Here is a 25588-nt window from a genome sequence, read left to right as displayed (position 1 = left end):
TCACTCCGCGTCGCGCAGCTGGACGAGCAGGGCGTTCTGGTCGGCCAGCAGCTCGGTGAGGATGCGCCGGGCCGCGCGCAGGAGCTCGACGACGTCGCCGCCGGCGAGCGCGTACACCACCGTCGAGCCCTCGCGGGTCGAAGTGACGATTCCCGACCTGCGCAGGACGGCCAGCTGCTGGGAGAGGTTGGAGGCCTCGACCTCGATCTCGGCGAGCAGTTCGCGGACGGCCTTCGGGCCTTCGGCGAGCAGCTCCAGCACACGGATCCGGACCGGGTGGCCCAGCATGCGGAAGAACTCCGCCTTGGCCTGGTACAGGGGGACGGGCATCTGACCACATTATCAAATGAAGAATTCTTCAAGTTGTGAACAGGAGGCAGTTTGGTGACTTTCCCACAACCTTTTCACTCGTTCGGGCGTCTAACCTGGCGTGGAAAACCCGGATGAGGCAGACGCACCCGAGTCGGAGACCACGGCCACCCCGAAGCCGAAACCGAAGAAGCGCAGGTGGCGCAAGATCGTCGCCTGGACGCTCGGCCTGGTGATCGGCATCCCGGTCGTCGCGTTCGGGCTCGCGTACGTCCTGCTCGACGTCCGCAGCCCGCAAGAGGTGCTCGCCGATCTCGACAAGACCGTCGTCCTGCAGAACGCCGACGGTTCCGAACTGCTCAAGGTGGTCCCGCCCGGCGGCGACCGGCTGTTCGTGCCCTACGACGCCGTCCCCGCGAAACTGCGCGACGCGATCGTCGCGACCGAGGACCCGACCTTCTGGGACAACGAGGGTTTCGACCTCACCGGGCTCGGCCGCGCGCTGGTGACCGGGGTCGGCGGCGGCTCGGGGATCACCCAGCAGTACATCAAGAAGTCCACCGGCAACGAGGACGCCACCCTCACGCGGAAGTTCTCCGAACTCGTGCTCGCCACGAAGATCACCCAGCAGCAGACCAAGAAGGAGATCTTCGAAAGCTACGTCAACATCATCTCGTTCGGCCGCGGCACCTACGGCCCGGCGTCGGCGATGAACGCCTACTTCGGCCGCAAACTCGACGACTCGATGACCTGGAGCGAAGCGGCCTTCCTCGCGGGCATGATCCAATCGCCTTCGGTGCACGACCCGTACGCCTCCAGTCACGAGCACGCGATGAAGCGCTGGTCCTATGTGATGAACAAACTGGTCGCGCGCGGCTACGTCGGCCAGGCCGAAGCGGTCACCATGACCTACCCGGAGGACGCGATCCAGGCGCCGTCGGAGACCCGGGCCGGTCGCGTGACCTACGAGCAGTACCACATCAAGCAGCAGGTCCTCGCCGAACTGGAACAGGTCGGCTACCCGCTCGACCGGCTGCGCGGCGGTGCGATGAAGGTCGAGACGACCATCGATCCGCGGGCCCAGGCCGAAGCCGAGAAGGCGGTCAAGGAGCGGTTGAAGGGCGAACCTGAGCACTTCCGCGCGTCGCTGGTCGCCGTCGAACCCGGGACCGGGGCCATCCGCGCCTACAACGGCGGCGGCTGGAGCGTGCACGACTACGCGGGCACCCCGTACGGCACCGGCTCGGCGTTCCAGCCGTTGCTCCTCGCCGCGGGGCTCGAACGGGGCGTGAACGTGGACGAACCGCTGAAGGCGCCCGCGTCGGTCGATTTCCTCGGCGAGACCTTCGAGTTCCCGGACCAGTGCGGCGAAGGCGGGAAGTGCACGCTGCGCGAGGCGATGGGGCGGGGCGCTCAGGGCCCGTTCGTCGACCTGGCGAAGAAGCTCGGCGCCGAAGCGGTCCGGGACGGCGCCCGGGCGGCCGGGATCCCCGAGTCCGTCGACGGCGCGGTGACCCTGCGCGAGAAGGACGGATTCCTGATCGGCCCGGGGATCGCCGTCGGCCGGTATCCCTTGCGCCCCAGCGACATGGCCGGTGCTTACGCGACCTTCGCCGCCGACGGCATGCGCGCCACCCCGCATCTGGTGTCGAAGATCCGGGACGAGAACGGCGAAATCGTCTGGGAACGGCCGTCGGACAAGACGCCCGCGTTCCAGGGTGACGAGGCGCTGAGCCGCCGGATCGCGGGGACGATGAGCCAGGTGCTGGCCACCGGTATGAAGGACCGTCCGACGGCGCTGAAGACCGGCGACTTCCGGTTCGACGAGACGGACGACAACGCCGGCGGCTGGGCGATCGGATACACGCCGCAGCTGTCGACGGCGGTCTGGGTCGGCTCCGACGAGCCGCGCCGGATGCGGGACGCCGCCGGGGAGAAACTGACCGGCCAGACGATCCCGGCCGACGTCTGGCAACGCTTCATGAAGGGTGTCCACCGGGGACTTCCCGTGCGATGGCCGGAGGGTTCCGGTCCGCTGCCCGCCCCGACGGCGCCGCGATGATCCTTGCGTGATCGAAGGCGTAACTCGCGTGATCAGGGACGTAACTCGCGTGATTGGAGACCGCACACTCGAGTTCCGCCTCCAATCACGTGAGTTACGCCTTCAATCACGTGAGATCTGCGTCTGATCACGCGGGCCGTCAGGGCTTCACGAGCACGACGGTCAGGCCGTCGTAGCCCTTGCTCCCGACCGTCTGGATCGCCGTCGCGTCGACGCGGGGTTCGGCGGCGATCATCTCGTGCAGCCGCCTGATGCCTTGGACGTTCGGGTCTTCGCTGGCGGCGTCGGTCACCGCGCCACCGCGGACGACGTTGTCGACCACGATCACGCCGCCGGGCCGGACGAGCTTCAGGGACGCCTCGAAGTAGGCCGGGTTGTTGACCTTGTCGGCGTCGATGAACGCCAGATCGATCGGGCCGTCGACCGAGGGCAGCAGGTCCAGCGCCTTGCCGACACGGACGTCGACCAGCCCGTCGAGCCCGGCCGCTTCGATGTTGCCGCGAGCGACCTCGGCGTGCTTCGGGTCGAATTCGAGGGTGACGAGCCTGCCCTGCGGCGGCAGGGCGCGGGCGAGCCAGATCGTGCTGTACCCGCCGAGGGTGCCGATCTCCAGGATGGACCGGGCGCCGATCATCCGCGCCATCAGGTTGAGCAGTTTGCCCTGATTCGGCGCGACGGCGATCGACGGCAGCCCGGCCTCGTCCGACGCCTCACGCGCGCCTTCGAGGGCGGGATCGGGCGGGATGAGCACCCCGGACAGGTAGTCGTCCACTTCGGACCACAGCTGCTGTGACATGGCACCTCCGCCGCCAACCTACTCCGAGTGCCTGTTGGTGAACCCGCGTCCGCGATCGACGTCGGCAGGGCGCCACCTGGTCCTCCGTGCCCTGATGGTGAACAGGGCGCCCTGCCACCGCGAAAGCGGGGCCTTCGGCCGGGGCGGGTTCACACGTACGGTCGCCTTTCGGATCCAACTTCAGCTCCGCCAACAGGATCCGAGGTGATCAGGCGGCGCGGCGTCCGGCCTTCGGGATCACCAGCGGGGTACCGGTTTCCGGGCACGGCATCACCCGGCACGGCAGCTCGAAGATCTTCTCGACGTTGGCCGCGGTCACGACCTCTTCGGGCGCTCCGGTGGCTAGGACCTCTCCGCCCCGCATCGCGATCATGTGCGTCGCGTAGCGGGCGGCGTGGTTGAGGTCGTGCAGCACCGCGACCAGCGTCCGGCCCTGTTCCTGGTGCAGTTGCGCGCACAGGTCGAGGATGTCCATCTGGTGTGCGATGTCCAGATAGGTCGTCGGCTCGTCGAGCAGCAGGAGATCGGTCTCCTGCGCGAGCGCCATCGCCATCCACACACGCTGCCGCTGACCACCCGACAGTTCGTCGACCAGCCGCTCGGCGAGATCGTCGACGCCGGTGGCGCGCATGGACTCCGCGACCACGGTGGCGTCCTCACGGGACCACTGGCGCAGCAGGCGCTGGTGCGGGTACCGGCCGCGCGCGACGAGGTCCGCGACGGTGATGCCGTCGGGCGCGATCGAGCTCTGCGGCAGCAGGCCGAGCCGCCGGGCGACCTCCTTGGCGGGGAAAGAGCTGATCACCTGCCCGTCGAGGAACACCGACCCCTGGCGGGGTTTGAGCATTCGCGCGAGCGCGCGCAGCAGGGTCGTCTTGCCGCAGGCGTTCGGCCCGACGATGACGGTGAACGACCGGTCGGGGATGACCACCCCGAGGTCTTCGGCCACGGTCCGGCCGTCGTAGGCGAGCGTCAGCGCGTCCGCGTGCAGGCGGGACGTCGTGCTCTGCTCGGTGAGGGTTTCCACGGTCTCCACGCAGGTTAGGCTAACCTAGGAGCCCGCCGTTGTGGTGTTCCGTAGGTCGCAGTCGGCTCACGACGTGCTTCGATGGCATCATCCCGAGTGCAATCGTGTGAATGCACTCGGTGCGATCGAGGGGCGGCATGGAGGACTACCGGATAGTCGCGGACGAGATCTCCGCCGACGTCGAGGCGGGACGGCTTCGTCCTGGCGACCGCTTGCCCCCGCAGCGGCGGTTCGCCCGCGAACGCGGGATCGCCAACTCGACCGCCGCGAGGGTCTACGGCGAACTCGTCCGGAGAGGTGTCGTGGTCGGCGAGGTCGGCCGGGGCACGTTCGTCCGCGCCGGCCGGCCGCCGTTGGAGACCGCACTCGCCGAGCCCGGTGGTGCGACGGTCGATCTCGAACTCAACTTCGCCGTACTCCCGGATCAGACGGCGCTGGTCGGGAAGGCGCTGGAGCCGCTGCTGCGCGAAGACGTCCTGACGGCGGCGTTGCGGCCGGGCAGCGTCTCAGGCTCGAAGCAAGCGCGTGACGCCGTCGCCGGGCTGATCGCGAAGGACGGCTGGACGCCCGAAGTCCTCTTCGCCGGGAGCGGGCGCCAGGCCATCGCGGCCGCCATCGCCGCCTTCGTGCCGATGGGGGAACGGCTCGCCGTCGAAGCCATCACCTACCCCGTGGTCAAGGCGCTCGCCGGGCGGCTCGGCGTGCAGCTGGTCCCCATCGAGACCGACGACCGGGGTCTCATTCCCGAGGCGCTCGAAGCCGCCTCCGTTCGCGCGTTGTACGTCCAGCCGACGCTGCACAATCCGCTCGGGTCCACAATGGACGAAGCGCGGCGGGTCGAGCTGGCGGAAACCGTGCGGCGGATGGACATCCCGGTGATCGAGGACGGCATCTACACCTTCCTGCGGCCCGACGTCCGTCCTTTCGCGGCGTACGCGCCGGAGCGCACGGTGTTCGCCGACAGCATGTCGAAACGGCTCGCGCCGGGGCTGACCACCGGATTCCTCGCCGTCCCGGCGGAATGGCGGGAGCGGCTGGCCGCGTCCGTGCGCTCGGGCGGCTGGGTCGCGCCCCGGCTCGCCGTCGAAGCCGCCACCCGGTGGATCACCGGCGGCACACTGGAAACCGTCGAACGGGCGAAACGGCTCGACGCCGCGGAACGCCAGCGGCTGACGGCGGAACGCCTGGCCGGGTTCATCGTGCGCGCCGATCCGCGGGCGTACCACTGCTGGTGGGAACTCCCCGAACACTGGCGGGCCGAGACCTTCGTCGCCGCGGCCGCGCGACGCGGGATCGCGGTCACCCCGGCGGCCGCGTTCGCCGTCGTCCCCGGGCATGCCCCGAACGCGGTCCGGCTCGCCGTCTCGTCGCCGCCCCTGGAGACGCTCGGGGCCGCTTTGGACGTCCTCGCCGGTCTCGCTTCCGGTCGCCCCGAGGACGCCGGCGTCGACTGACCCCCCGCGTTTCGTCCTCTGGTTGCGGTAGTTGGCAGCGCGAACTACCGCAACCAGAGGACGAAACGCGTCAGGGGCGGGGGGCCCACTTGCCGATGAAGCTGCCGCAGGTGACGGTCTGCCCGGTGAGCCGCGAACGCAGTGCGTTCTCCAGCCCGAGGTAGTCGAAGATCGGGGCGTCCCCGGCGACCTGGGCGGGGACCGGCCCGCCGTTGGCCAGCACCGGCATGCTCACGGTCTGGAACAGCACGAGGTAGTCGCCGTCGCGGTTGAGGACGTCGGCCGTCGCGAGCATGCGCTCCGGAGCGTCGGCGACGATCTCCAGCGGAAGCGGCCATTCCAGCGGGAACGGGTTGCGCAGGCCGAAAGCGGGATACGCGAACGGGTTGTCCGGCAGGACGGCCGTGCGCCCGGCGGGAAATCGCGTGACGCAATCCTGGATCTGGGAGATGTAGGTGAAGGTGCCCGGATTCGTCCGGATCCCGCGCATCGACGGCGTCACCTTGCCGAGGTCGCCGGTCAGCTTCTCGTGCGCCATGTCGAGGTACGCGGCTTCGTCGTGATGCGCGACCACGGCCCAGCCCGACGCCAGCACCGCGGCCAGGCCCATCGCCGTGGCGCCGGCCAGCCCGATCCGGCGGGGCGGCGCCGGCAGCGGCGGCAGCGCGTCCGCCAGGAGCAGGATCGCCGTCAGTGCCAGCGTTCCGGTGAACAACGTCGGGGTGTCGTTGCCCCACGACAGGCTGGTCATGAAGCCGGTCGCGAAGACCAGCGCGCCCATCCGCGAGAAGCGCCGCGTGGCCGCCCAGTTCACCAGCAGCGCGACACCGAGGATCCACCAGAGGACGTCCGCCCAGCGCGACGCGCCGGTGAAATGCCCGTCGACGACGGTGCCGACCACCACCGCCACACCGGCCAGGAGCACCAGCCGGGCGAGGATCGCCCCGGCGCGGCCCGCGCGCTCGCGGAAGATCGCCAGCAGGGCCAGGAACACCCCGGCGATCACGAAGAAGGTCAAGCCCCGCACCGGCGGCCGCAGCAGTGACGCGGGATTTTCCAGCCACAGTCCGAGAAGCCGCTCACCGTAGGCGGGCAGGCCGCCGGTGAGCTGCTCGGCCATCGCGCCGAGCCCGCCGTCGAGGGTGACGATTCCGCTGTAGAACACCAGAAAAGCGCCCAGCGCCAGCAGATCCCAGGCCAGCCGGGCCCACCAGCGGCCGGTGCGGAAGGCGCCTTCCCGCAGCGACGGGTGGAGCAGGAGCCAGCACAGCGCGATCAGCGGCACCGGCGCGAAACTCTGCTTGACGAACACCGAGGTGCCCAGCAGTACCAGGCCGAGCCGTCGCGGCCACGCCTTGCCGTCGCGCAGCCCCGAATCCAGTGCCCAGGCACCGCACGCGGTCAGGAAGATCCCGTCGATCGTGTGCCAGGCCATCAGCGGGAAGGCGTTGAGGTTCAGCAGTGACGCGGCCGCCACCAGCCCGGTGAGCCCCGGCCCCCAGTCACGGACGCGGCGGCGCGTGACCAGGACCGCGAACGCGATGGTCGCCAGGATGATCTCCAGCATGCTGAGCACGCTGGAGACGAAGAACAGCGGCCCCGGCAGCGCGAAGTCGACGATGTGCAGGTACGCCGAACCCAGCGGCCGCGCGGAGATGATGTCGGAATGCGGGACCTCGCCGTGCCGCACCCGCCACGCCTGGGCGAGGATGAAACCCTGGTCCGACGGGTGGAAACCGAAGCGTCCCACCCGGAGTTCGGTGGCGAAGGCGAGCGCGAGCACCCAAGCCGCGTGCAGGGAAAGCCGCAGCACCGTCCTGGACGGACGTACCACCTCGGCGTCCGGTCCGGTCGAGAGCGGGGGACTGGCGACGTCCACACTGCCCCTTCCCGGTCGTCCCTACCTCGGCCCGTGCCCGCCGACCCCCCGGCGTATCTGAAACCGATGGTAGCGGCCGGGGGCGTCCCCCGATCGAGCCCCGGCGGCGGGACATCAGGGACGACGGCGCCAGACCAGCCGGGTGACCGCGCCCGCCACCGAGGCGAGCGGGGCCTTTCGGGGCAGGCCACGGGATTCCGGCGCGGACTCGGGCATCGCGCGGTAGACGAGGTGGGCGAAGAACCGCGCCGTCTTCGGTGCGACGAGCGTCACGAGTTCGACGGCGGTGCCTTCGGGCAGGTTCAGGATCTCGGGCCGGTTCTCCAGTGCCTTCACCACGAGGGCGGCGGCACGCTCGGGCGAGCTCGACGGCATTCCTCGATAGGACCCGGTCGGCGCGATCATGTCGGTGCGCACCAGCGGCATCCGGACCGAGGTGAACGTGACGCCGTCGGAAAGCGTTTCCCGGCCGGCCGTCAGCCCGAACTCCTCCAGCGCGGCCTTCGAGGCCAGGTAAGCGGAAAACCTCGGGGTGTCCGTCTGCAGTCCTTGGGTGGTCACGTTGACGACATGCCCGAATCCGCGCGCGGTCATCGACGGCAGCAGGCCCAGTGTCAGCCGCACGGGGCCGAAGTAGTTGATCGCCATCGTCCGCTCGTAATCGTGGAACCGTTCGGTGGACAGCGAAAGCGACCGCCGGATCGAGCGGCCCGCGTTGTTGACCAGCATGTCGACGGCGCCGTGCGCGGCGAGCACGTCCTTGACCAGAGCGTCGACCGCGCCGCCGTCGGTGAGGTCGCACGGATACGCCGACGCCTTGCCGCCCGCCGCGACTATCTGCTCGCGGACCTGTTCGAGCTCGTCGGCGCGCCTGGCCACCAGGATCACTTCGGCGCCCTTCGCGGCGACGGCGAGCGCGGACGCGCGACCGATACCCGAGGACGCGCCGGTGATCAGCACCTTGCGGCCGTCGAGGGGTTCCCGGCCGGGGCGGCGGCGGCCGCGGTCGGGATCCAGGTGCTCCAGCCAGTACCGGTAGAGCGGCCCGGCGTACTCCTTCAACGGCGGCAAGGTGATCCCGCTGCCTTCGAGCGCGGCGGTGGTCGCGCTCGTGTCGAAGTCGACCTCCATGCTCAGATGTGGCAGGACTTCGAGCGGGATGCCGAGTTCGGCCAGCACGGCCGAGCGGGCGGACCGCCCGCCGGGGACCCGGTCGAATCCGGCGGCAGCGGATTTCGCCAGCCGGGTTCCTGCGCGCTTCAGCGCTCCGGACGGCCGGGGAGGAAGGACCGCGGAGATCTTCGGCCCGCCCGCGGCCCGCGCGAAGGCGTTGTAGACCTCGTGAAGTGGCTGCGGCCGGGGTGACGCGAGGTGGTACGTGCTCCCGGCGGGCGCGTCGACGTGCATGAGGTGCTCCATCGCCTCGACGACGTAGTCGACCGGGACGAGGTTCGTGGCGCCGAGATCCGGGGCGGCCAGCGGCAGGCGGCGGGGCAGCGTGGCGAGCCGTGAGATCGCGGGGAGGAAGTAGTACGGGCCGTCGATCTTGTCCATCTCACCGGTGCGCGAATCGCCGGCCACGGCGGACGGCCGGTACACCCGGAACGGTGTTTTCCCGTGCTGCCGCACGAGTTTCTCCGCCTCGAACTTCGTCGCGTGGTACGGCGAAGCGAAACTCTGGCCGAGGTCGAAGTCGGCCTCGGTGAACCGCCCGGCGTACTGCCCGGCGACCGCGATCGACGAGACGTGGTGAAAGAGCCCTGCCTTCGCGGCGGCGGCGAACTCCAGGACGTTGCGGGTGCCGTCGACATTGGCCGCGCGGTTCGCCGCTTCGTTCGCGGTGAGGTCGTAGATCGCGCCGAGGTGCACGACGTGGTCGAGGGGTCCCAGGCGGGCGGGATCGATGCCCAGCAGGGGTTCGGTCAGGTCGCCGGTGACGGGAACGAGCTTCTCGTGGCTCGGGAGCTTCCCGCGTGAGGTCTCCCTCACGAGAACGTGGACGGCTACGGTCTCAGGTCGCCGTAGTAGGCGCGCGACCAGGCGTTTTCCCAGAAAACCCGTCGCGCCCGTCACGAAGTAGGTGGTCATGGCCGGCTCCTTCCGAACGGGGCCGACTCTACCTACTCAGAAGTAGGAACGGTAGTTGTCATTCATTGTGGTCCGGATGTTCGGCCACCGCGACCACGGCGTCGCGGAGCGCGGCGCGCAGGCGCCCCACGTCCAGCGGCCCGAGTACGGCGGCTTCACCGGGCGGCGCCACGAGCACGATCTTGTCGCTGCTCACGAACACCGTCACGTCCCTGCGCCTGCCCGCGAGATCCCGGCAGCCGACCGACCATTCGTCCCGGGGTGCCAACGTCCTCATCCTCCCGTATCCCATGATCTCCCTTTCTTCATCCGAGGCTGGGACGAGGCGCTTTCGGGGGCGTGACGCCGATTACCCCATGTTCCTACTGATGGGTTAACCGATACCGCGTTTCGTGATCGACTTCCGCTTTCGCTAGGCCGGACGGGGAGGAACGGGAGTAGCGTCCGGGGGAGGGACTGCTTGGGAGGTCATGGATGTCCGAACCCAGGAAGATCGTCATCGTCGGCGCCGGTCTCGCCGGAGCGACGGCGGCCGGGACGCTGCGAGAACGCGGTTACGCGGGAGAAATCCTGTTACTCGGCACCGACACGCATCGCCCGTACGAATTACCGCCCTTGTCCAAGGGGCTCCTGATGGGCAACACGGACGAACCCGACTGGGTGCACGGCGAGGGTTTCTACGCGGAGAAGGACATCGCGTTCTCCAGCGGCGCGACCGCGACCAAGATCGAGCTCGGCGCGCGGCTCGTGCACGACGACGCGGGCGGGGAACACCGTTTCGACCGGCTCGTGCTCGCGACCGGCTCCCGGCCGCGCTCGTTGCCGGTGCCCGGCGGGGATCTGCCGGGACTGCGGACCCTGCGCACCCTCGACGACGCGCTGGCGCTGCGCTCGGCGTTCAAGGACGCGCGGCGGGTCGTGATCGTCGGCGCGGGCTGGATCGGGACCGAGGCCGCGGCGGCCGCCAGGGAACACGGCGCCGAGGTGACCGTGGTCGACCAGGTCGGCTCGCCGTTGCTCGCGGTGCTGGGCGAGCAGGTGTCCGGGGTCTTCAAGGACCTCCACACCCAGCACGGGGTGAACTGGCGGCTGGGTGAAGGCGTCGACGGCTTCACCGGTGACGCCGACGGGGTGACCGGCGTACGCCTGCGGAGTGGTGACGAACTACCCGCGGACGTCGTGCTGGTGGCCGTCGGCGCGGCGCCGCGCGTCGACCTCGCGCACGCCGCCGGGCTGGAGCTGTCCGATGACGGAGGTGTCTGTGCCGACGCCGGCCTGCGGACCGCCGCGCCCGACGTCTACGCGATCGGCGACATCGCCGCGCATTTCCATCCCCGCTACGGAAAACGCGTCCGCGTCGAGCACTGGTCGAACGCGAAGTGGCAGGGCGAGCACGTCGCCGGGAACCTGCTGGGTGAGAACGAGCCGTACCTGCGGAGTCCTTATTTCTTTTCGGACCAGTACGACTTTGGCTGCGAATACCGCGGCCTCGCCGATCCCGAAACCGACGAACTCGTGGTGCGGGGCGATCTCGCGGCACGGGACTTCACGGCGTTCTGGCTGCGGGACGGGCAGGTGGCCGCCGCGATGAACGTCAACCAGTGGGATGACGGGGACGCTTTGAAGGCTCTGGTGGAGGGACGCGCGGCGGTGACCGCGGAGCAGCTGAGGACCGCTGATCTCGCTTCGCTCGTTTGAGTGCGTGCTGGGGCTGGATGTCATGAAAGGGTCGTTCAGGACATTTTTGTCCTGAACGACCCTTTCATGACATTGGGGTGAGGGGGTCAGGCCTGCTGGGCGACAGCCGCGAGAGGCGCCGAAGGCCGCGTCATGGTCCCGAAGGCCAGCAGCGCGAGCACGCCGAAGGCCGCCATCACGATCCCCATCGGGACCGCGGTGCTCGCGCCGCCCAGTCCGACCAGCGGCGTCGCCAGCCCGCCGACGACGAACTGCAGCACGCCGAGCAGCGCCGACGCCGAACCGGCGGACCGCGCCTGTTCGGCGAGCGCCAGAGAACTCGCGTTCGGCGCCACCATGCCGATACTCGACACCAGGATGAACAGCGGGATCAGCAGCCCGATCAGGCCGAGGTCCAGCACGCCCGCGGCCAGGACGCCGAATCCGGCGATCGCCGCGATGACGAGACCGACGGTCAGCAGCGTCCGCTCCGGGAAACGTCCGACGATGCGTCCGTTCAGCTGCCCGACGGCCACGATGCCGATGCCGTTGAGCCCGAACACCAGGCTGTACGCCTGCGGGCTGAGCCCGTAGACGCCCTGGAGCGCGAAGGACGAGCCGGAGATGTAGGCGAACAGGCTGCCGAACATCAGCCCGGAGGCCAGCGCGTAGCCGAGGAAGCCGCGATCGCCGAACAGGCTCGCGTACTTCCGCAGCACCGAGCCGAACCGCGCCGGGGTGCGGCGTTCCTCGGGCAGCGGTTCCGGCAGCAGGAAGAAGACGACGGCGAGCAGGATCGCGCCGAAGACGGTCAGGCAGACGAACACGCCGCGCCACGACGTCCAGTTCAGGATCTGGCCGCCGATGATCGGCGCCAGGATCGGCGCGAGCCCGTTGACCAGCATGAGCAGCGAGAAGAACTTCGTCATCGCGGTGCCGGAGTAGAGGTCGCGCACGGTCGCCCTGGCGATCACGATGCCGGCCGCGGCGCCGAAGGCCTGGACACCGCGAGCGGCGATGAGCAGTTCGGCTGTCGGGGCGACGGCGCACAGGATCGAGCCGACCATGTAGAGCGCGAGCCCGGCCACGAGCGGTTTGCGGCGGCCGATCGCGTCGGACAGCGGTCCGAGGATCAGCTGGCCGAGGGCGAGCCCGATGATGAACGCGCTCAGCGTGAGCTGAACGGTCGCGTCCGCCGCGCGCAGTTCGCCCGCCATCTGCGGCAGCGCGGGCAGGTACATGTCGATGGACAGGGGCCCGAAGGCGGACAGGCCGCCGAGGATCAGGACGAATCGCGCGCGGCCGCTCGTGCGGGGCCGCGCGACGGTTTCTTCCACTCGCTCGGGCGCGATGGTCATGCTCGTTCCTTCCCCAGTCATGGTTCCGCGAGGAACAACTTGCTTAGAGTAGGTAACTATTCCCACTGTGAGTCTCGCCACCCAGGCTTCGCAAGACTGATCCGATCAATTTTCGATCCAAATCCGAACGGCCCCTAGATCTCGGCGAAGGTCGTCGGGTATACATCGGATGTCTGTTCGTTGCTGTGGGAGCCGTTGATTGTTGACGGTTCGGCTGGAAGGGAAAATCCGTGCAGCTGTTGCGACTCGGGGAGCCGGGAAGTGAGCGTCCGTTCGTACGTGCCGGGGACGGCACGCTGCGCGACCTCTCGGCGCTGACCGCCGACATCGATGGCAGCTTCTTCGCGGGCGACGGCGTCGCCAGGGTCGCGGCCGCGCTGGCCGCCGGTGAGCTGCCCGAAGCCGGCCCCGAATTCGCGCGGGCCAGGGTCGGCGCGCCGATCGCGCGGCCGGGCAAGGTCGTCTGCATCGGCCTCAACTACCGGCAGCACGCCGAGGAATCCGGCGCCGAGGTCCCGGCCGAACCCGTCGTCTTCATGAAGGCGCCCGACGTCGTCGTCGGCCCGGAGGACGACGTGCTCGTGCCGCGCCGCTCGACCAAGACCGACTGGGAGGTCGAGCTCGGCGTCGTCATCGGCAAGACCGCGCGCTACCTCGAAAGTGTCGAAGAGGCCCTGGAGTACGTCGCCGGCTACACCGTCTCGAACGACGTGTCCGAGCGCGAGTTCCAGCTCGAACGCGGCGGCACCTGGGACAAGGGCAAGTCGTGCGAGAACTTCAACCCGCTCGGCCCGTGGCTGGTCACCGCCGACGAGGTGGCCGACCCGCAGGACCTCGGCCTGCGGTTGTGGGTCAACGGCGAGAAGAAGCAGGACTCGTCGACCAAGGACATGATCTTCTCGGTCGCGGAGATCGTGCACTACGTGAGCCAGTACATGGTGCTGCGCCCCGGGGACCTCATCAACACCGGCACCCCGCAGGGAGTCGCGCTCGGTCAGCCCGAGCCCAAGCCGTACCTGACCGAGGGTGACGTCATCGAGCTCGAAATCGACGGCCTCGGACGTCAGCGTCAGAACGTCAGGCAGGCGTGATGGCGAAGATCGTGGGCATGGAGGTGCTCGACGTCCGCTTCCCCACTTCGCGGGAGCTGGACGGTTCGGACGCCATGAACCCGGACCCGGACTACTCGGCCGCGTACGTCGTGCTGCACACCGACGGCGGCCCGGACGGCTACGGCCTCGCCTTCACCATCGGACGCGGCAACGACGTCCAGGCCGCGGCGATCCGCGCGCTGGAACCGCACGTCGTCGGCAGGGACGTGCCCACCGACGCGGCCGCGCTCGGCGACCTTTCGCGGGCGCTGGTCGGCGACTCGCAACTGCGCTGGCTCGGCCCGGAAAAGGGCGTCGCGCACATGGCGATCGGCGCGGTGGTCAACGCCGCCTGGGATCTCGCCGCGCGGATCGCCGGGCTCCCCGTCTGGCGGTTCGCCGCCGGGATGTCGCCGGAGGACCTGGTCTCCCTCGTCGACTTCCGGTATCTCTCCGACGCGCTGACCGAGCAGGAGGCGCTCGACATCCTCCGCGCCGCCGAACCCGGCCGCGCCGAGCGGATCGCCAAGATCGAACGCGACGGCTACCGCGCGTACAGCACTTCCCCCGGCTGGCTCGGTTACTCGGACGCGAAACTGGTCCGGCTCGCCGAACAGGCCGTCGCGGACGGCTTCGAGATGATCAAACTGAAGGTCGGCGGGAATCTCGAGGACGACGTCCGCCGGATGAAACTTGCCCGCGAGACCGTCGGCCCGGACATCCGGGTCGCCGTCGACGCGAACCAGCGCTGGGACGTCTCGACCGCGATCACCTGGATGACCGCGCTGGCACCGTACGACCCGTACTGGATCGAGGAACCCACCTCGCCGGACGACGTGCTCGGGCACGCCGCGATCGCCAAGGCGCTCACCCCGATCCGGGTGGCCACCGGCGAGCACGTGCAGAACCGCGTGGTGTTCAAACAGCTGCTGCAGGCGGGCGCGATCTCGGTGCTGCAGCTCGACGCCGCCAGGGTCGGCGGGTTCAACGAGAATCTGGCGATCCTGTTGCTGGCGGCCAAATTCGGCGTCCCGGTGTGCCCGCACGCCGGTGGCGTCGGGCTGTGCGAACTCGTCCGGCACCTGTCGATGTTCGACTTCGTGGCCGTGTCCGGGAGCGACACCGACCGGTCCATCGAATGGGTCGACCACCTGCACGAGCACTTCACCGATCCGGCCGCCGTCGTCGACGGCCGATACGTCGCCCCGTCGGCGCCGGGCTTCTCGGCCCGGATGCACGACGCGACGCTGCGCCGGTTCACCTTCCCCGACGGTCCAGAGTGGACGGAGACAAACCAGTGAGTGAGTTCGAAGGCCTCGTCGCGGCGGTCACCGGAGGCGCGTCGGGAATCGGCCGGGCCACCGCGGACCTGCTCGCCGCACGCGGGGCGAAGGTCGCGGTGCTCGACCTGAATCCCGGCGACCTTCCCGAAGGCCTCACCGGATTCCGCTGCGACGTCGGCTCCGACAAGGAGGTTCGGTCGGCGATCGACGCGGTCGCCGAGCAATTCGGCAGGCTCGACGTCCTGGTCAACAACGCGGGTATCGGCGCGCAGGGCGACGTCACCGCCAACAGCGACGACGAATGGCACCGGGTGCTCGACATCAACGTCGTCGGCATGGTGCGGCTCGCGCGGGCGGCGTTGCCGCATCTGAAGAACTCGCCGTCGGCCGCGATCGTCAACACCTGTTCGATCGCCGCGTGGGCGGGCCTGCCCAACCGCGCGCTGTACTCGGCCAGCAAGGGCGCGGTGCTCTCGCTGACCCTGGCGATGGCGACCGATCACCTCGCCGACCGGATCCGCGTCAACTGCGTCTGCCCGGGCACCGCGGACACCCCGTGGGTCGGCAGGCTGCTCGACGCCGCGGGCGATCCGGAGGCCGAGCGCGCCGCGCTGGCGGCCCGGCAGCCGATGGGCAGGCTGGTCACCGCGGACGAGGTCGCGAACGCGGTCGTGTATCTCGCCAGCCCCCTGTCGGCTTCGACCACCGGCACGGCGCTCGCGGTCGACGGAGGGATGTACGGGTTGCGTCCGCGCGGCCCGGTCCACCACCAGTAGTTTCGCTGCCATCAAGGAGGATGCGGTGCGTACGAGGGTGATCAAGGTGGCCGCCGCGGCCACCGCGCTCGGGCTGGCGCTGTCGGCCTGTGGGTCCACTAAGAACAACGCAGCCACTGCTCCCCAGGGCGGGGGCGGCAAGGTCGGCGCGACGATCCCGTTGCTGACCTCGCCGTTCTGGCAGGCCTACAACAACTACGTACCGCAGAAGGCGAAGGAACAGGGCGTCGAGGCGCTGCCCACGGTCAACGCGGACAGCGACCCGGCGAAGCAGATCACCGACATCAACACCTTGCTCAACCAGGGCGTCAAGGGCCTGGTCGTGACGCCCCTGGACTCCGCCGCCGTCGTGGCCGGTCTCAAGGCGGCGGAGAACAAGGGGGTCCCGGTGGTGGCGGTCGACGTCGCGCCGGAGGGCGGCAAGGTCGCGATGGTGGTGCGCGCGGACAACAAGGCGTACGGCACCAAGGCCTGCGAGGCGATCGGCGCGAAGGTCACCTCGGGCAAGGTCGTGCAGGTCATGGGCGATCTGGCCTCGGTCAACGGCCGCGACCGCTCCGAAGCGTTCCGGCAGTGCATGAAGACGAAGTTCCCGGGTGTCCAGGTGCTGGAGGTCGCCGCCGAATGGAAGGCGGACAAGGCTTCGTCCGGCCTGGACAGCCTGCTGACCGCGAACCCGGACATCAAGGCCGTGTACATGCAGGCGGGCGGCGTGTACCTGGCGCCGACGCAGCAGGCGCTCAAACGCAAGAACCTCTCCTTCCCGGTCGGCGACCCGAAGCACGTCGTGCTGGTCAGCAACGACGGCATCCCGCAGGAACTCGCCGCGATCCGCGCCGGTGAACTCGACGCGACCGTCTCGCAGCCCGCCGACGACTACGCCAAGTACGGCATGTACTGGATCAAGAAGGCGATGGCGGGGGAGACCTTCAAGGCGGGGCCGACCGATCACGGCAGCACCGTCGTCGAGGTCCGGCCGGGGATCCTCGAGGACCAGCTCCCCGCGCCCGTCGTCACGAAGGACAACGTGGACGACAAGGCACTCTGGGGGAACAACCTGTGAGCGCGCTGCCCGCCGGGTCCGCCGCCGTGCCGGTGGTCAGCGCACAGGGTGTCGGCAAACGCTACGGACCGACCGTGGCGCTGTCCGACGTCAGCCTCACCGTGCACCCCGGCGAGTCGCACGCGCTCGTCGGCCGCAACGGGGCCGGGAAATCGACGCTCGTCTCCATCCTCACCGGACTGTCCAAAACGGACACCGGTCACGTCGAGTTCGGTGGCGTCCCCGCGCCGCCGTTGTCCAAACAGGACGACTGGAAACGTGCGGTCGCCTGCGTCTACCAGCACGCGATGGTCGTCCCGCAGCTGACCGTCGCGGAGAACCTGTTCCTCAATCGCCAGTCGGGCAAGGGTTTCGCGATCGGCTGGCAGTGGTTGCGCCGTCAGGCACGGGACCTGCTCGACTCCTGGGACGTGGGGGTCGACGTCGACACCCCGGCGGGCGAGCTTTCGGTCGAGGACCGGCAGTTCGTCGAGATCGCCAGGGCGCTCTCCTACGGTGCCCGGTTCATCGTGCTCGACGAGCCGACGGCGCAGCTGGACAGCCAGGCGATCGACCGGCTTTTCGCGCGGATGCGGCAGATGCAGGCGAACGGGGTGACGTTCCTGTTCATCTCGCATCACCTCCACGAGGTGTACGAGGTGTGCCAGGCGGTTACCGTGCTGCGCGACGCCAAGCACATCCTGACCGCGCCCGTTTCGGAGGTCGGCCGGGCCGAGCTGATCGACGCGATGACCGGCGAACAGGGCGGGCTTTCCGTCCGTGACGCCTCCACGCGCGAGGCGCTGGACGCGGACGCCGCCGAGGTCCTGGCCGTCGACGGGCTTTCCGGTGACGGCTTCGCGGATGTGACGTTCCGGATCCACCGTGGCGAGGTGATCGGGCTCGCGGGCAGCAACGCCAGCGGCAAGCATCAGGTCGCCGAAACCGTGTACGGCCTGCGTCCGCCGTCCTCCGGGACGGTCCGGATGGACGGGAAACCGGTGAAACCGGGCGACATCCCGGCCGCGATCCGTGCCGGGATCGGCTGTGTGCCGAGGGATCGTCATCACGAGGGACTGGTGCTGGAGCATTCCATCGCCGACAACGCCACACTGTCCATTTTGGATCGCATGGGCAAGGGCGGTCTCGCGGCACCGGGCGCGCGGTACGGCCGGGCCGTGCGAGCGTTGCGGGATTACGACATCGTCGCGGCCGACGCGGATCAGCCGGTGTCCGACCTTTCCGGCGGCAACCAGCAGAAGGTCGTCCTGGCCCGTGCGCTGGCCGGTGACCCGCGCCTGGTGGTGCTGATCAACCCGACCGCGGGTGTGGACGTCAAATCGAAGGAGGCGCTGCTCGCGGTCGTCGACCGGGTGCGGGCCGAGGGCAAGGCGGTGCTGATCGTCAGCGACGAGCTGGACGATCTCCGCCTGAGCGACCGGGTGCTGGTGCTGCGTGCCGGCGCCGTGGTCGCCGAACACCGGGCGGGCTGGTCCGACGGCGACCTGGTGGCCGACATCGAAGGAGTCGAGCGGTGACCGAACTGATGACCGATCCGAAGACTTCGACGCTCGCGGCGCCGCCGAAGCGCCGGAAGTTCCGCTGGCTGCGTGAACTCGCGCTCGTGCCGGCGCTCGTCGTGGTGCTGATCATCGGAGGACTGATCAGCGACACGTTCCTGACCTTCGGCAGCATCGTCGGGATCCTGTCCGCCTCGGCCGCGCTGTCGATGGTGGTGCTGGGCGAATCGCTCGTCCTGCTGACCGGGAAGTTCGACCTGTCACTGGAATCCACCATGGGCATGGCGCCCGCGCTGGGCGCGATGCTGGTCATCCCGGTGGCTTCTTCGGGGTTCGGCACCGAGATCCCCGGTTTCGCCGGCATCCTCGCCGTGCTGGTGGCCGGTGCCGCGGTCGGCTTCGTGAACGGTTTCCTGATCGTCAAACTGAAGCTGAACGCCTTCATCGTCACGCTCGCGATGCTGACCGTGCTGCGTGGCACACAGATCGGCTCCACCCAAGGGAAGACGCTCTTCGACCAGCTGGACGTGTTCACCGCGCTGGCGACGACGACGTTCATCGGGCTGCCGATGTCGGTGTGGCTGGCCGCGGCGCTGTTCACCGTGTTCGGGCTCGGGCTGCGGTATCACCGGATCGGACGGTCGCTTTACGCCATCGGCGGCAACCGGGAAGCCGCGCGGGCCGCCGGTATCCGCGTCGACCGGATCTCGTGGGGCGTCTTCGTCGTGGCCGGTGTGCTGGCCGCGCTGGGCGGGCTCGCGTACACCGGTTACGTCGGCGCTCTCGGCGCGGACCAGGGCGACGGATTGATCCTTCAGGTGTTCGCGGCCGCGGTGATCGGCGGTGTCTCACTGGACGGTGGGAAGGGCACCCTGGTCGGGGCGCTCACCGGTGTGCTGCTGCTGCAGACCGTCACCAACCTGCTGCAGGTGGCGCAGGTGCCGCCGGAATGGCTGAAGGCGATCTACGGCGTGATCATCCTGGTCGCGTTGATCATTTCGCGCTACGCCGGTGGGAAGGCCCAGACCTAGCCCCCCTCGCCGCTGCAATGAACGGTCCGTTCCTTGCAAATTTTGCGAGGAACGGACCGTTCCTAGCGCGCGCGAAGGGCCGGTTAGAGGACGTGAGAGAGGAGAGAGCGGTGTCAGGAAGCTTCGGCGGCCGTGGTGGGGTCGTCGGCGGTGCCGAGCGCGTTGCGGAGCCATTGCTCCACGCCCGCCACGTGCACGGTGGCCCACGAACGCGCGAGCTCGGGTTCGCGGGCCGCGATGGCCTCGTAGATCGCCGTGTGCTGCTCGCGGGTCTTCGCGACCGCGCCCTCCTGGGTGAGCCCGCGCCAGATGCGGGCGCGCGCGGTGGGGCCGGAGAGGCTGTCCAGGAGCGAGCACAACACGGGATTGCCGGAGCCGTCGGCGATCTTGCGGTGGAACTGCAGGTCGTTCGCGACCAGCGCCTCCACCGTCGGCGAGTCGGCCAGCTCGTCGAGCAGGCGGCCTAGTTCCTCGATGTCCTCGTCGCTCATGTGCACCGCGGCCATCGCCGTCGCCGCCGGTTCCAGGATCCGGCGCACGGCGAGGAAGTCCAGCACGGTGTCGTCGCGGTGGAAGTCCACCACGAACGTCATCGCGTCGAGGAGGAGATTCGGTTCGAGGCTGGTGACGTACGTTCCGTCGCCCTGGCGGACGTCGAGCACGCGGATCAGGCACAGCGCCTTCACCGCTTCGCGCAGCGAACTGCGGGACAGACCGAGCCGCTGGGCCAGTTCGGCCTCCTTCGGCAGCCTGTCGCCAGGAGCAAGCTCGCCGGAGATGATCATGTCCTTGATCTTGTCGATCGCGACATCGGTGACCGGCATGGTCCACCGCCCTCCCCGAAGACCTCGGATGTTTGAGTGTCAGTTGACAGAGTGCCATGTTTCGAATGAAGGAGGCGCGGTGACCCACGGTGTCGCACCACAAAGAGTGGCACTCCACACCCGGCTGAAGCCGGGCAAGGAGGCCGAATACGAGTCGGTCCACGCCGTCATCCCGCCCGACCTGGACGATGCCCTGCGCGGTGCGGGCGTGCGTTCGTGGCGGATCTGGCGGGACGGGCTCGATCTGTTCCACGTCGTGGAGGTCGACGACTACGCGAAGATGCGCGCGATCCTGCGTGACCATCCGGCCAACATTCCCTGGCAGGCACGGATGTCCGAACTGCTCGACGTGGAAGACGACTACTCGGGCGACGATTCGGGGATCGGCCTCGTCTGGGAGCTTCCGTGAAGATCCCCCTGTCCCCGCTGGGGCTCGGCTGCGCGCAGCTGGGCAACCTGTACCACGCCATCACCGACGAGACGGCCGAGGCGACCGTCCGGCGGGCGTGGGACGAAGGCATCCGCTATTTCGACACCGCCCCGCACTACGGCCTCGGGCTGTCGGAACGACGGCTGGGCGCGGCGCTTTCGGCGTATCCCCGCGCGGATTTCGTGGTCTCCACGAAGGTCGGCCGTGTGCTGGAGCCCGACCCCGATGGTGCTTCGCGCACCGATTCGCAGGGCTTCGTCGTTCCCGCCGCGTACAAACGCCGGTGGGACTTCAGCCGCGACGGGATCCTCCGGTCGCTTGAGGACAGTTTGGAACGACTGGGGCTCGACCGCGTCGACGTCGTCTACGTGCACGACCCGGACGAACACTTCGAGGACACCGTCCACGGCGCGTTCCCCGCGCTGCTCGAACTGCGGGAGCAGGGTGTCGTCGACGCCATCGGGGCCGGGATGAACCAGGCGCCGATGCTCACGGAGTTCGTCCGGCGGTTCGATCTCGACGTGATCCTGCTGGCGGGCCGGTACACCCTGCTCAACCAGCCCGCGCTCGACGATCTTCTCCCGCTGTGCGCCGAACGCGGCGTCGACGTGGTGGCGGGCGGGGCGTTCAACGCCGGGATCCTGGCCACCGCGTCGCCGGGCACGATGTACGACTACGCCGAGGCCCCCGCCGAACTGGTCGAGCGCGCCCAGCGGATCGCGGACGTCTGCGCGCGGCACGGCGTCGAACTCCCGCAGGCCGCGCTGGCGTTGCCCGCGGCGCATCCGTCGGTGGTGTCGGTCGTGGTCGGCGCGCACGATCCCGGTCAGGTCCGGCTCAACGCCGAACGGTTCCGGCGTCCGGTGCCGCGCGAGTTGTGGACGGACCTGATCCGTGCGGGACTGTTGCGGGAGGACACCGTGCTGCGACAGGAGGAACGGCCGTGATCGACGCGCACCACCACCTTTGGGATCCGTCCCGGCGGGACTACCCGTGGATGACCGGCACGGGGCTGGAACCGATCCGTCGTCCGTACACAGTGGACGATCTGCGCGTGGTGACGAAGGCGGCGGGGGTGAAGGGGACCGTGCTGGTGCAGACGGTCTCGTCGGAAGAGGAGACGCGCGAGTTCCTCGCGGCGGCTCAGGCCGAACCGCTCATCGCCGGCGTCGTCGGCTGGACCGACCTCACCGCGCCCGGCGTCGCCGAGCGCGTGGCTTCGTTTTCCGGGCCGCTGGTGGGAATCCGGCATCAGGTGGAGGACGAGGCGGATCCGTCGTGGCTGACGAGGCCCGAGGTCCTGCGCGGTCTCGCCGCTCTCGGCGAGGCCGGGCTGACCTACGACCTGCTGGTGAAGCCGCCGCAGCTCCCCGCCGCGGTCGCCGCCGCGAAAGCGTTGCCGAACCAGGTTTTCGTCCTCGACCACGCCGCGAAGCCGCCGATCGCCACGGGTGAATGGCAGCCCTGGGCGGACGGTGTCGCGGCTCTGGGGGAGCTGGACAACGTCTACTGCAAGCTTTCGGGGCTGGTGACCGAGGCCGACTGGGCACGGTGGAAGGTCGGTCAGCTGGCGCGCTGGTCCGAGCACGTGCTGGAGTCGTTCGGGGCTTCGCGGCTGATGTTCGGCTCGGACTGGCCGGTCTGCGAGCTCGCGGCGGCGTACGAAGTCGTTGTGGACACGGCGTTTTCACTGACGGGCTCACTGAGCGACGGCGAGCGGCTGGAGTTCTTCGACGGGACGGCGCGGCGGACCTATCGCCTTACGTGAGACACGACGAAACCCGGCGGGAAACCGGGGGAAAAAGAAGTGGGCGGCGCGGGGTCCGGGCGCCTGAGAACCGCCGATCGACGACCTGCGGCAGGGGGAACGAAGATCAGAACTCGTCCTGCTTGACCATCGTCCGCAGGCGGGCCAGTGCGCGGTGCTGCGTCACGCGCACGTTGCCGGCGGAGATCCCGAGCGCTTCGGCCGTTTCGGCGGCGGAAAGGCCGACGGCGATGCGGAGGGCGAGGATCTCCTGCTGCACCCGCGGCAGGGTGGAGAGCAGGCGGTTGAGCCGGGCACCGAGATCCAGGTGCAGGGCGTGCGTTTCGGGTTCGTTGTCGCCGATGGGTCGTTCCGGCAGTTCCGGGACCGGCTCCGACCGGTCGCGGGAGACCGCGCGGTAGGCGTCGGCGACCTTGTTGGCGGCGATGGCGTGCACGAGGTAGAGGAACGAACCGCCGCGATCCTGATAGCCGGGCAGCGCCTTCAGTACCGCCATGCACACTTCCTGCGCGACGTCGTCCGCCGACAGGTAGGACAGGTCGCGGCCACCCATTCTGGCGCGGCAGTAGCGGACCACGACGGGTCCGATCATCCGCAGGAGGGACTGGATCGCGGCGGGATTCCCGTCGCCCGCGTCCTTGACGAGCGGATCGAGGTCTTCCTTGGTCAGCCGTCCGCCCGGCCGCGGCAGGTTCTCCGGAGTCGTGTACCCGGGGACCGCGTCGGGGGTGACGGTTCTGGACGCGCTGGAAGTTGCTTGCATGGTCGTCCTCCCCGGCCGACCCTGCGACCGTCGCTGTCGAGGGGTCAACACTCCGTAACTATTGAGGGCGGCAGATGCTCCGTAAGATCAGATTCATCTGCCGCCGTTGCGACGCAGCGTAATCGTAGGCGTCGATCGGACGGCAGTAAAGATTTCAACTAGAGATAGCCCATTCGCCGGAGTCGGCTTAATACAACCGAGACTCTGCGCCGGGAAAACGGCCTCCGGGGTCGCAGGACGTGCGCGCCCCTTAGCGCACCGCGATCAGCGCGACCGCCGTCGCTACGACGAGTGCCGACGCTGTGACAGCAAGGGCTGGGTTAAGAGGTTTCGGGATTTCCGGACGGCGCAGTGCTCGTTCACGGATCGCGCCGACGGCGGCGAAGGTGATCACCATGGCGCCCGCGAACGCGACCGGGACGACCGCCGTACCCCAGCCTCGCTGGGCCGCGGTGTGCAAAAGAAGGAGTGTGCAGGCAGTAGCCGAGAGCGCGGTCCGGCGCCACGCCAGCCCGGTCCGTTCCGCTTGCGCTCCGTGATCGCGCGGGCTCACGAAAAGACCACCAGCGCCGCCGCCGTCAAGGTGATCGCGAGGATCCCCGCGGTCAGCAGGATCAGCATGCCGCTCTTCGGCAGCGGCCGTCCCGCGCGCATCGCGCTCTGCACCTGCCGCCAGCGTGGATACGCGCTCGCCGCGAGGACTGCGGCGAGCAGGACGCACAGTCCCGCCAGGACGGTGCTCAGCGCGCTCGGGTCGGGGACGAGCTGATGGACGGCGACGCCGCCGGCCAGCAGGCCGAGCGCCGTCCGGAGCCAGGCGAGGAAGGTCCGTTCGTTGGCGAGCGTGAATCGGTAGTCGGGTTCGGAGCCGCCGTCGTGCGGGCCGTTGATCTCTGCCACTTGAAGGAGACTAGGCGCTGCCCGGCCGGCTCGCGCCTTCCCCGGATGTCAGCGAAGGACGCTCTTTGACGGCCTGGCGCTTCCGGCACTCACGACCCTTCGTGAAACCACTGGGCAGTGGGGCCGGCGGCGGCGTCCCGCGAGTGGTCGTGCGGCCAGAGCATGTCGCGAAAGCCACTTTCGCGACGTCTGATGTCCCGAAAGTGGCTTTCGCGACGACTGGGCGCGGAGACCGCGAACGGGACGCGAAGGAGACTAGGCGTTCCGGCGCGCGAAGACCCACCAGCGAAGGACCGCGAAGCGCGCGATGCCGCCTACGACGCTGGCCGCGAGCAGGGCGCCCGTCTGCTCCAGCGCGGTCGGCTCGGTGATCACCGCGCCGAGCGACGCGAGCACGATCGAGCCGTACGCGGCGTAGAAGGCGAAGGTGATCAGATCCTGGAAATGCCGTTTGCCCGCGTTGCTCTTCCGGGCGGCGAAGGTGACCCTGCGGTGGAACTCGGTGTTCCCGACGGTCGTGACCGCGAGCGCCACCAGATTGGCCACCTGGGGGCCGAGGACCGGCTGCAGGACAAGGAACAACACCGCCTGAAGGCCGGTGGCGGCGACGCCGGCGACGACGTACCAGGCGGCATGGTTGCCGAGTTCGTGATGCCGCTCCGGCGCGCGCCGGATGATCCGGTGCCCTGGCGCCCACCTGGTGGTGGTCATACCGACGACGCTACTCCTTGTTTCACAAACTTGTGAAGGTAATGAACCACCTGAGAAATTGTGATCCCCGCGACAGCGGCACCGTTTGGCCTGCGGAGACGCCGGGTAAGCCACAGGGACCGGGTCGAGTACAACACGCCCCGGCCAACGTCCGACCAGGAGGGAGCGGCCGATGAGCGACCGTGAGACCGCGGAACCGGAAACGTTGGATCCCAGCGAGGCGCTCGACGAGGACGAACTCCGCGTCGACCCGCTCGAAGAAGGTGTCGAACCGCCCGAGCACTGGAGCGGCGCAGACCGCTTCGGGACCACGCCCGCGGAGATCCGCGAAGGCGAGTCGCACGCGATGCGGCTGGCCGAGGAGGAGCCGGACGTCGGCGAGAAATGATCTTCACTCAGACGGCGGGCCATGCCGACAGCCCCTAGCGTGGTCGGTCAAGTGCAAGACCGCGACGAAGGAAGGGCAGAGATGCTGACAGTCACCGAAGCCGCCGCCGAGGCGATCACCGCACTGACCGGGCAGGAGAACGGCCAGGACGGAGGCGGGCTGCGGTTCGCCATGCACTCCCAGCAGGGGGACAGTCCTCAGCTCGCGGTTTCCGTCGCCCCGGAGCCGGAAAGCGGCGACAAGGTCCTCGGCGCCGACGGCGGCCCGAAGGTGTTCTTGGAGCCGGAAGCGGCCGCGTTGCTCGACGACAAGGTGCTCGACGTCCAGCAGGACGAAACCGGCGAAGTCGCTTTCGCCGTACTCCCGCAGGCTCAGCCCCAGCCTGGCAGCTGAGGCCCCGCGGGTTCACAG

At 69.2% G+C, this 25588-nt stretch carries 25 protein-coding genes and 1 pseudogene; 14 read left to right on the top strand and 12 right to left on the bottom strand.

All coding sequences use genetic code 11. The features are described from left to right. Entirely contained in the window at window positions 1–330 is a 330-nt protein-coding gene (locus ACOCEP_RS01385; RefSeq protein WP_482335367.1) for an ArsR/SmtB family transcription factor, read from the bottom strand. 100 nt (window positions 331–430) lie between these two features. Here ACOCEP_RS01385 and ACOCEP_RS01380 point away from each other — a divergent pair, with 100 nt between their 5' ends. Then, window positions 431–2371 (top strand): transglycosylase domain-containing protein, encoded by a 1941-nt coding sequence (locus ACOCEP_RS01380; protein WP_482335366.1) that lies wholly within the window; start codon window positions 431–433, stop codon window positions 2369–2371. A 139-nt stretch (window positions 2372–2510) separates the two neighbouring features. Here ACOCEP_RS01380 and ACOCEP_RS01375 read toward each other — a convergent pair whose 3' ends face one another. Both ACOCEP_RS01375 and ACOCEP_RS01370 read right to left on the bottom strand, forming a co-directional pair. Continuing rightward, on the bottom strand, window positions 2511–3167 hold the full coding sequence (locus ACOCEP_RS01375; RefSeq protein WP_482335365.1) for an O-methyltransferase: 657 nt from the start codon (window positions 3165–3167) through the stop codon (window positions 2511–2513). A gap of 208 nt (window positions 3168–3375) precedes the next feature. Next, window positions 3376–4203 (bottom strand): ABC transporter ATP-binding protein, encoded by an 828-nt coding sequence (locus tag ACOCEP_RS01370; protein ID WP_482335364.1) that lies wholly within the window; start codon window positions 4201–4203, stop codon window positions 3376–3378. A gap of 128 nt (window positions 4204–4331) precedes the next feature. Between ACOCEP_RS01370 and ACOCEP_RS01365 the strand changes: the two genes are divergently transcribed. Beyond that, a complete protein-coding gene (locus ACOCEP_RS01365; protein ID WP_482339530.1) occupies window positions 4332–5648 on the top strand; it encodes an aminotransferase-like domain-containing protein in 1317 nt (438 codons plus the stop codon). 70 nt (window positions 5649–5718) lie between these two features. Here the strand turns inward: ACOCEP_RS01365 and ACOCEP_RS01360 are convergent, their stop codons facing one another. From ACOCEP_RS01360 to ACOCEP_RS01350, 3 genes are all read right to left on the bottom strand, one after another. Next, entirely contained in the window at window positions 5719–7527 is a 1809-nt protein-coding gene (locus ACOCEP_RS01360; RefSeq protein ID WP_482335363.1) for a hypothetical protein, read from the bottom strand. Window positions 7528–7641: 114 nt separating this feature from the next. After that, the gene (locus ACOCEP_RS01355; RefSeq protein ID WP_482335362.1) at window positions 7642–9615 is read right to left on the bottom strand and encodes an SDR family oxidoreductase; all 1974 of its coding nucleotides are present in this window, start codon (window positions 9613–9615) and stop codon (window positions 7642–7644) included. A gap of 58 nt (window positions 9616–9673) precedes the next feature. Continuing rightward, on the bottom strand, window positions 9674–9892 hold the full coding sequence (locus tag ACOCEP_RS01350; RefSeq protein WP_125673301.1) for a hypothetical protein: 219 nt from the start codon (window positions 9890–9892) through the stop codon (window positions 9674–9676). Between the two features lie 197 nt (window positions 9893–10089). Between ACOCEP_RS01350 and ACOCEP_RS01345 the strand changes: the two genes are divergently transcribed. After that, a complete protein-coding gene (locus ACOCEP_RS01345; protein ID WP_482335361.1) occupies window positions 10090–11313 on the top strand; it encodes an NAD(P)/FAD-dependent oxidoreductase in 1224 nt (407 codons plus the stop codon). A gap of 86 nt (window positions 11314–11399) precedes the next feature. Here the strand turns inward: ACOCEP_RS01345 and ACOCEP_RS01340 are convergent, their stop codons facing one another. After that, window positions 11400–12650 (bottom strand): Bcr/CflA family multidrug efflux MFS transporter, encoded by a 1251-nt coding sequence (locus ACOCEP_RS01340; protein ID WP_482335360.1) that lies wholly within the window; start codon window positions 12648–12650, stop codon window positions 11400–11402. A 230-nt stretch (window positions 12651–12880) separates the two neighbouring features. Between ACOCEP_RS01340 and ACOCEP_RS01335 the strand changes: the two genes are divergently transcribed. The 6 genes from ACOCEP_RS01335 to ACOCEP_RS01310 are packed head-to-tail and all read left to right on the top strand — an operon-like array spanning window position 12881 to window position 19393. After that, on the top strand, window positions 12881–13741 hold the full coding sequence (locus ACOCEP_RS01335) for a fumarylacetoacetate hydrolase family protein (RefSeq protein WP_482335359.1): 861 nt from the start codon (window positions 12881–12883) through the stop codon (window positions 13739–13741). Continuing rightward, window positions 13741–15042: an enolase C-terminal domain-like protein gene (locus ACOCEP_RS01330; RefSeq protein WP_482335358.1), complete on the top strand. Its 1302-nt coding sequence runs from the start codon at window positions 13741–13743 to the stop codon at window positions 15040–15042. Before ACOCEP_RS01335 ends, ACOCEP_RS01330 begins: the two co-directional genes overlap by 1 nt. Next, the gene (locus ACOCEP_RS01325) at window positions 15039–15800 is read left to right on the top strand and encodes an SDR family NAD(P)-dependent oxidoreductase (protein WP_482335357.1); all 762 of its coding nucleotides are present in this window, start codon (window positions 15039–15041) and stop codon (window positions 15798–15800) included. The genes ACOCEP_RS01330 and ACOCEP_RS01325 overlap by 4 nt, the downstream gene beginning before the upstream one ends. 25 nt (window positions 15801–15825) lie before the next feature. After that, on the top strand, window positions 15826–16863 hold the full coding sequence (locus ACOCEP_RS01320) for a sugar ABC transporter substrate-binding protein (RefSeq protein WP_073849137.1): 1038 nt from the start codon (window positions 15826–15828) through the stop codon (window positions 16861–16863). Beyond that, a complete protein-coding gene (locus ACOCEP_RS01315; RefSeq protein WP_482335356.1) occupies window positions 16860–18380 on the top strand; it encodes a sugar ABC transporter ATP-binding protein in 1521 nt (506 codons plus the stop codon). Before ACOCEP_RS01320 ends, ACOCEP_RS01315 begins: the two co-directional genes overlap by 4 nt. Next, window positions 18377–19393, top strand: coding sequence for an ABC transporter permease (locus ACOCEP_RS01310; RefSeq protein WP_016336350.1), 1017 nt, complete (start codon window positions 18377–18379; stop codon window positions 19391–19393). The genes ACOCEP_RS01315 and ACOCEP_RS01310 overlap by 4 nt, the downstream gene beginning before the upstream one ends. A 113-nt stretch (window positions 19394–19506) precedes the next feature. Here ACOCEP_RS01310 and ACOCEP_RS01305 read toward each other — a convergent pair whose 3' ends face one another. Then, complete coding sequence (locus ACOCEP_RS01305) at window positions 19507–20217, bottom strand: FadR/GntR family transcriptional regulator (RefSeq protein WP_465413631.1); 711 nt, start codon at window positions 20215–20217, stop codon at window positions 19507–19509. A gap of 106 nt (window positions 20218–20323) precedes the next feature. On the opposite strand from ACOCEP_RS01305, the gene ACOCEP_RS01300 reads away from it, so the two are divergent. The 3 genes from ACOCEP_RS01300 to ACOCEP_RS01290 are packed head-to-tail and all read left to right on the top strand — an operon-like array spanning window position 20324 to window position 22415. After that, the gene (locus tag ACOCEP_RS01300; protein ID WP_482339528.1) at window positions 20324–20626 is read left to right on the top strand and encodes an L-rhamnose mutarotase; all 303 of its coding nucleotides are present in this window, start codon (window positions 20324–20326) and stop codon (window positions 20624–20626) included. Then, window positions 20623–21594: an aldo/keto reductase gene (locus ACOCEP_RS01295; protein ID WP_482335355.1), complete on the top strand. Its 972-nt coding sequence runs from the start codon at window positions 20623–20625 to the stop codon at window positions 21592–21594. The genes ACOCEP_RS01300 and ACOCEP_RS01295 overlap by 4 nt, the downstream gene beginning before the upstream one ends. Continuing rightward, window positions 21591–22415 carry an amidohydrolase family protein gene (locus ACOCEP_RS01290; RefSeq protein ID WP_482335354.1) on the top strand — a complete coding sequence of 275 codons (825 nt, stop codon included), beginning with the start codon at window positions 21591–21593 and terminating at the stop codon, window positions 22413–22415. Before ACOCEP_RS01295 ends, ACOCEP_RS01290 begins: the two co-directional genes overlap by 4 nt. A gap of 106 nt (window positions 22416–22521) precedes the next feature. On the opposite strand, the gene shbA is transcribed toward ACOCEP_RS01290, so the two are convergent. The 4 genes from shbA to ACOCEP_RS01270 form a co-directional block, all read right to left on the bottom strand. Next, window positions 22522–23178 (bottom strand): RNA polymerase sigma factor ShbA, encoded by a 657-nt coding sequence (gene shbA / locus ACOCEP_RS01285; RefSeq protein WP_034321212.1) that lies wholly within the window; start codon window positions 23176–23178, stop codon window positions 22522–22524. A 250-nt stretch (window positions 23179–23428) separates the two neighbouring features. Beyond that, a complete protein-coding gene (locus ACOCEP_RS01280) occupies window positions 23429–23638 on the bottom strand; it encodes a hypothetical protein (RefSeq protein WP_482335353.1) in 210 nt (69 codons plus the stop codon). Window positions 23639–23727: 89 nt separating this feature from the next. Next, window positions 23728–24078: a YidH family protein gene (locus ACOCEP_RS01275; RefSeq protein ID WP_482335352.1), complete on the bottom strand. Its 351-nt coding sequence runs from the start codon at window positions 24076–24078 to the stop codon at window positions 23728–23730. A gap of 255 nt (window positions 24079–24333) precedes the next feature. Beyond that, window positions 24334–24789 (bottom strand): GtrA family protein, encoded by a 456-nt coding sequence (locus ACOCEP_RS01270; protein ID WP_482335351.1) that lies wholly within the window; start codon window positions 24787–24789, stop codon window positions 24334–24336. 172 nt (window positions 24790–24961) lie between these two features. Here ACOCEP_RS01270 and ACOCEP_RS01265 point away from each other — a divergent pair. Both ACOCEP_RS01265 and ACOCEP_RS01260 read left to right on the top strand, forming a co-directional pair. After that, window positions 24962–25162: pseudogene (locus ACOCEP_RS01265) on the top strand (hypothetical protein); the annotation flags it as partial. 96 nt (window positions 25163–25258) lie between these two features. Next, window positions 25259–25570: a hypothetical protein gene (locus ACOCEP_RS01260; protein ID WP_005153325.1), complete on the top strand. Its 312-nt coding sequence runs from the start codon at window positions 25259–25261 to the stop codon at window positions 25568–25570. The last annotated feature ends 18 nt before the right edge of the window (window positions 25571–25588 follow it).

This window comes from Amycolatopsis sp. CA-211722 (assembly GCF_056828465.1).
The sequence above is the reverse complement of the archived record's forward strand: the minus strand, read 5'-3'. Positions and strand labels throughout refer to the sequence as shown.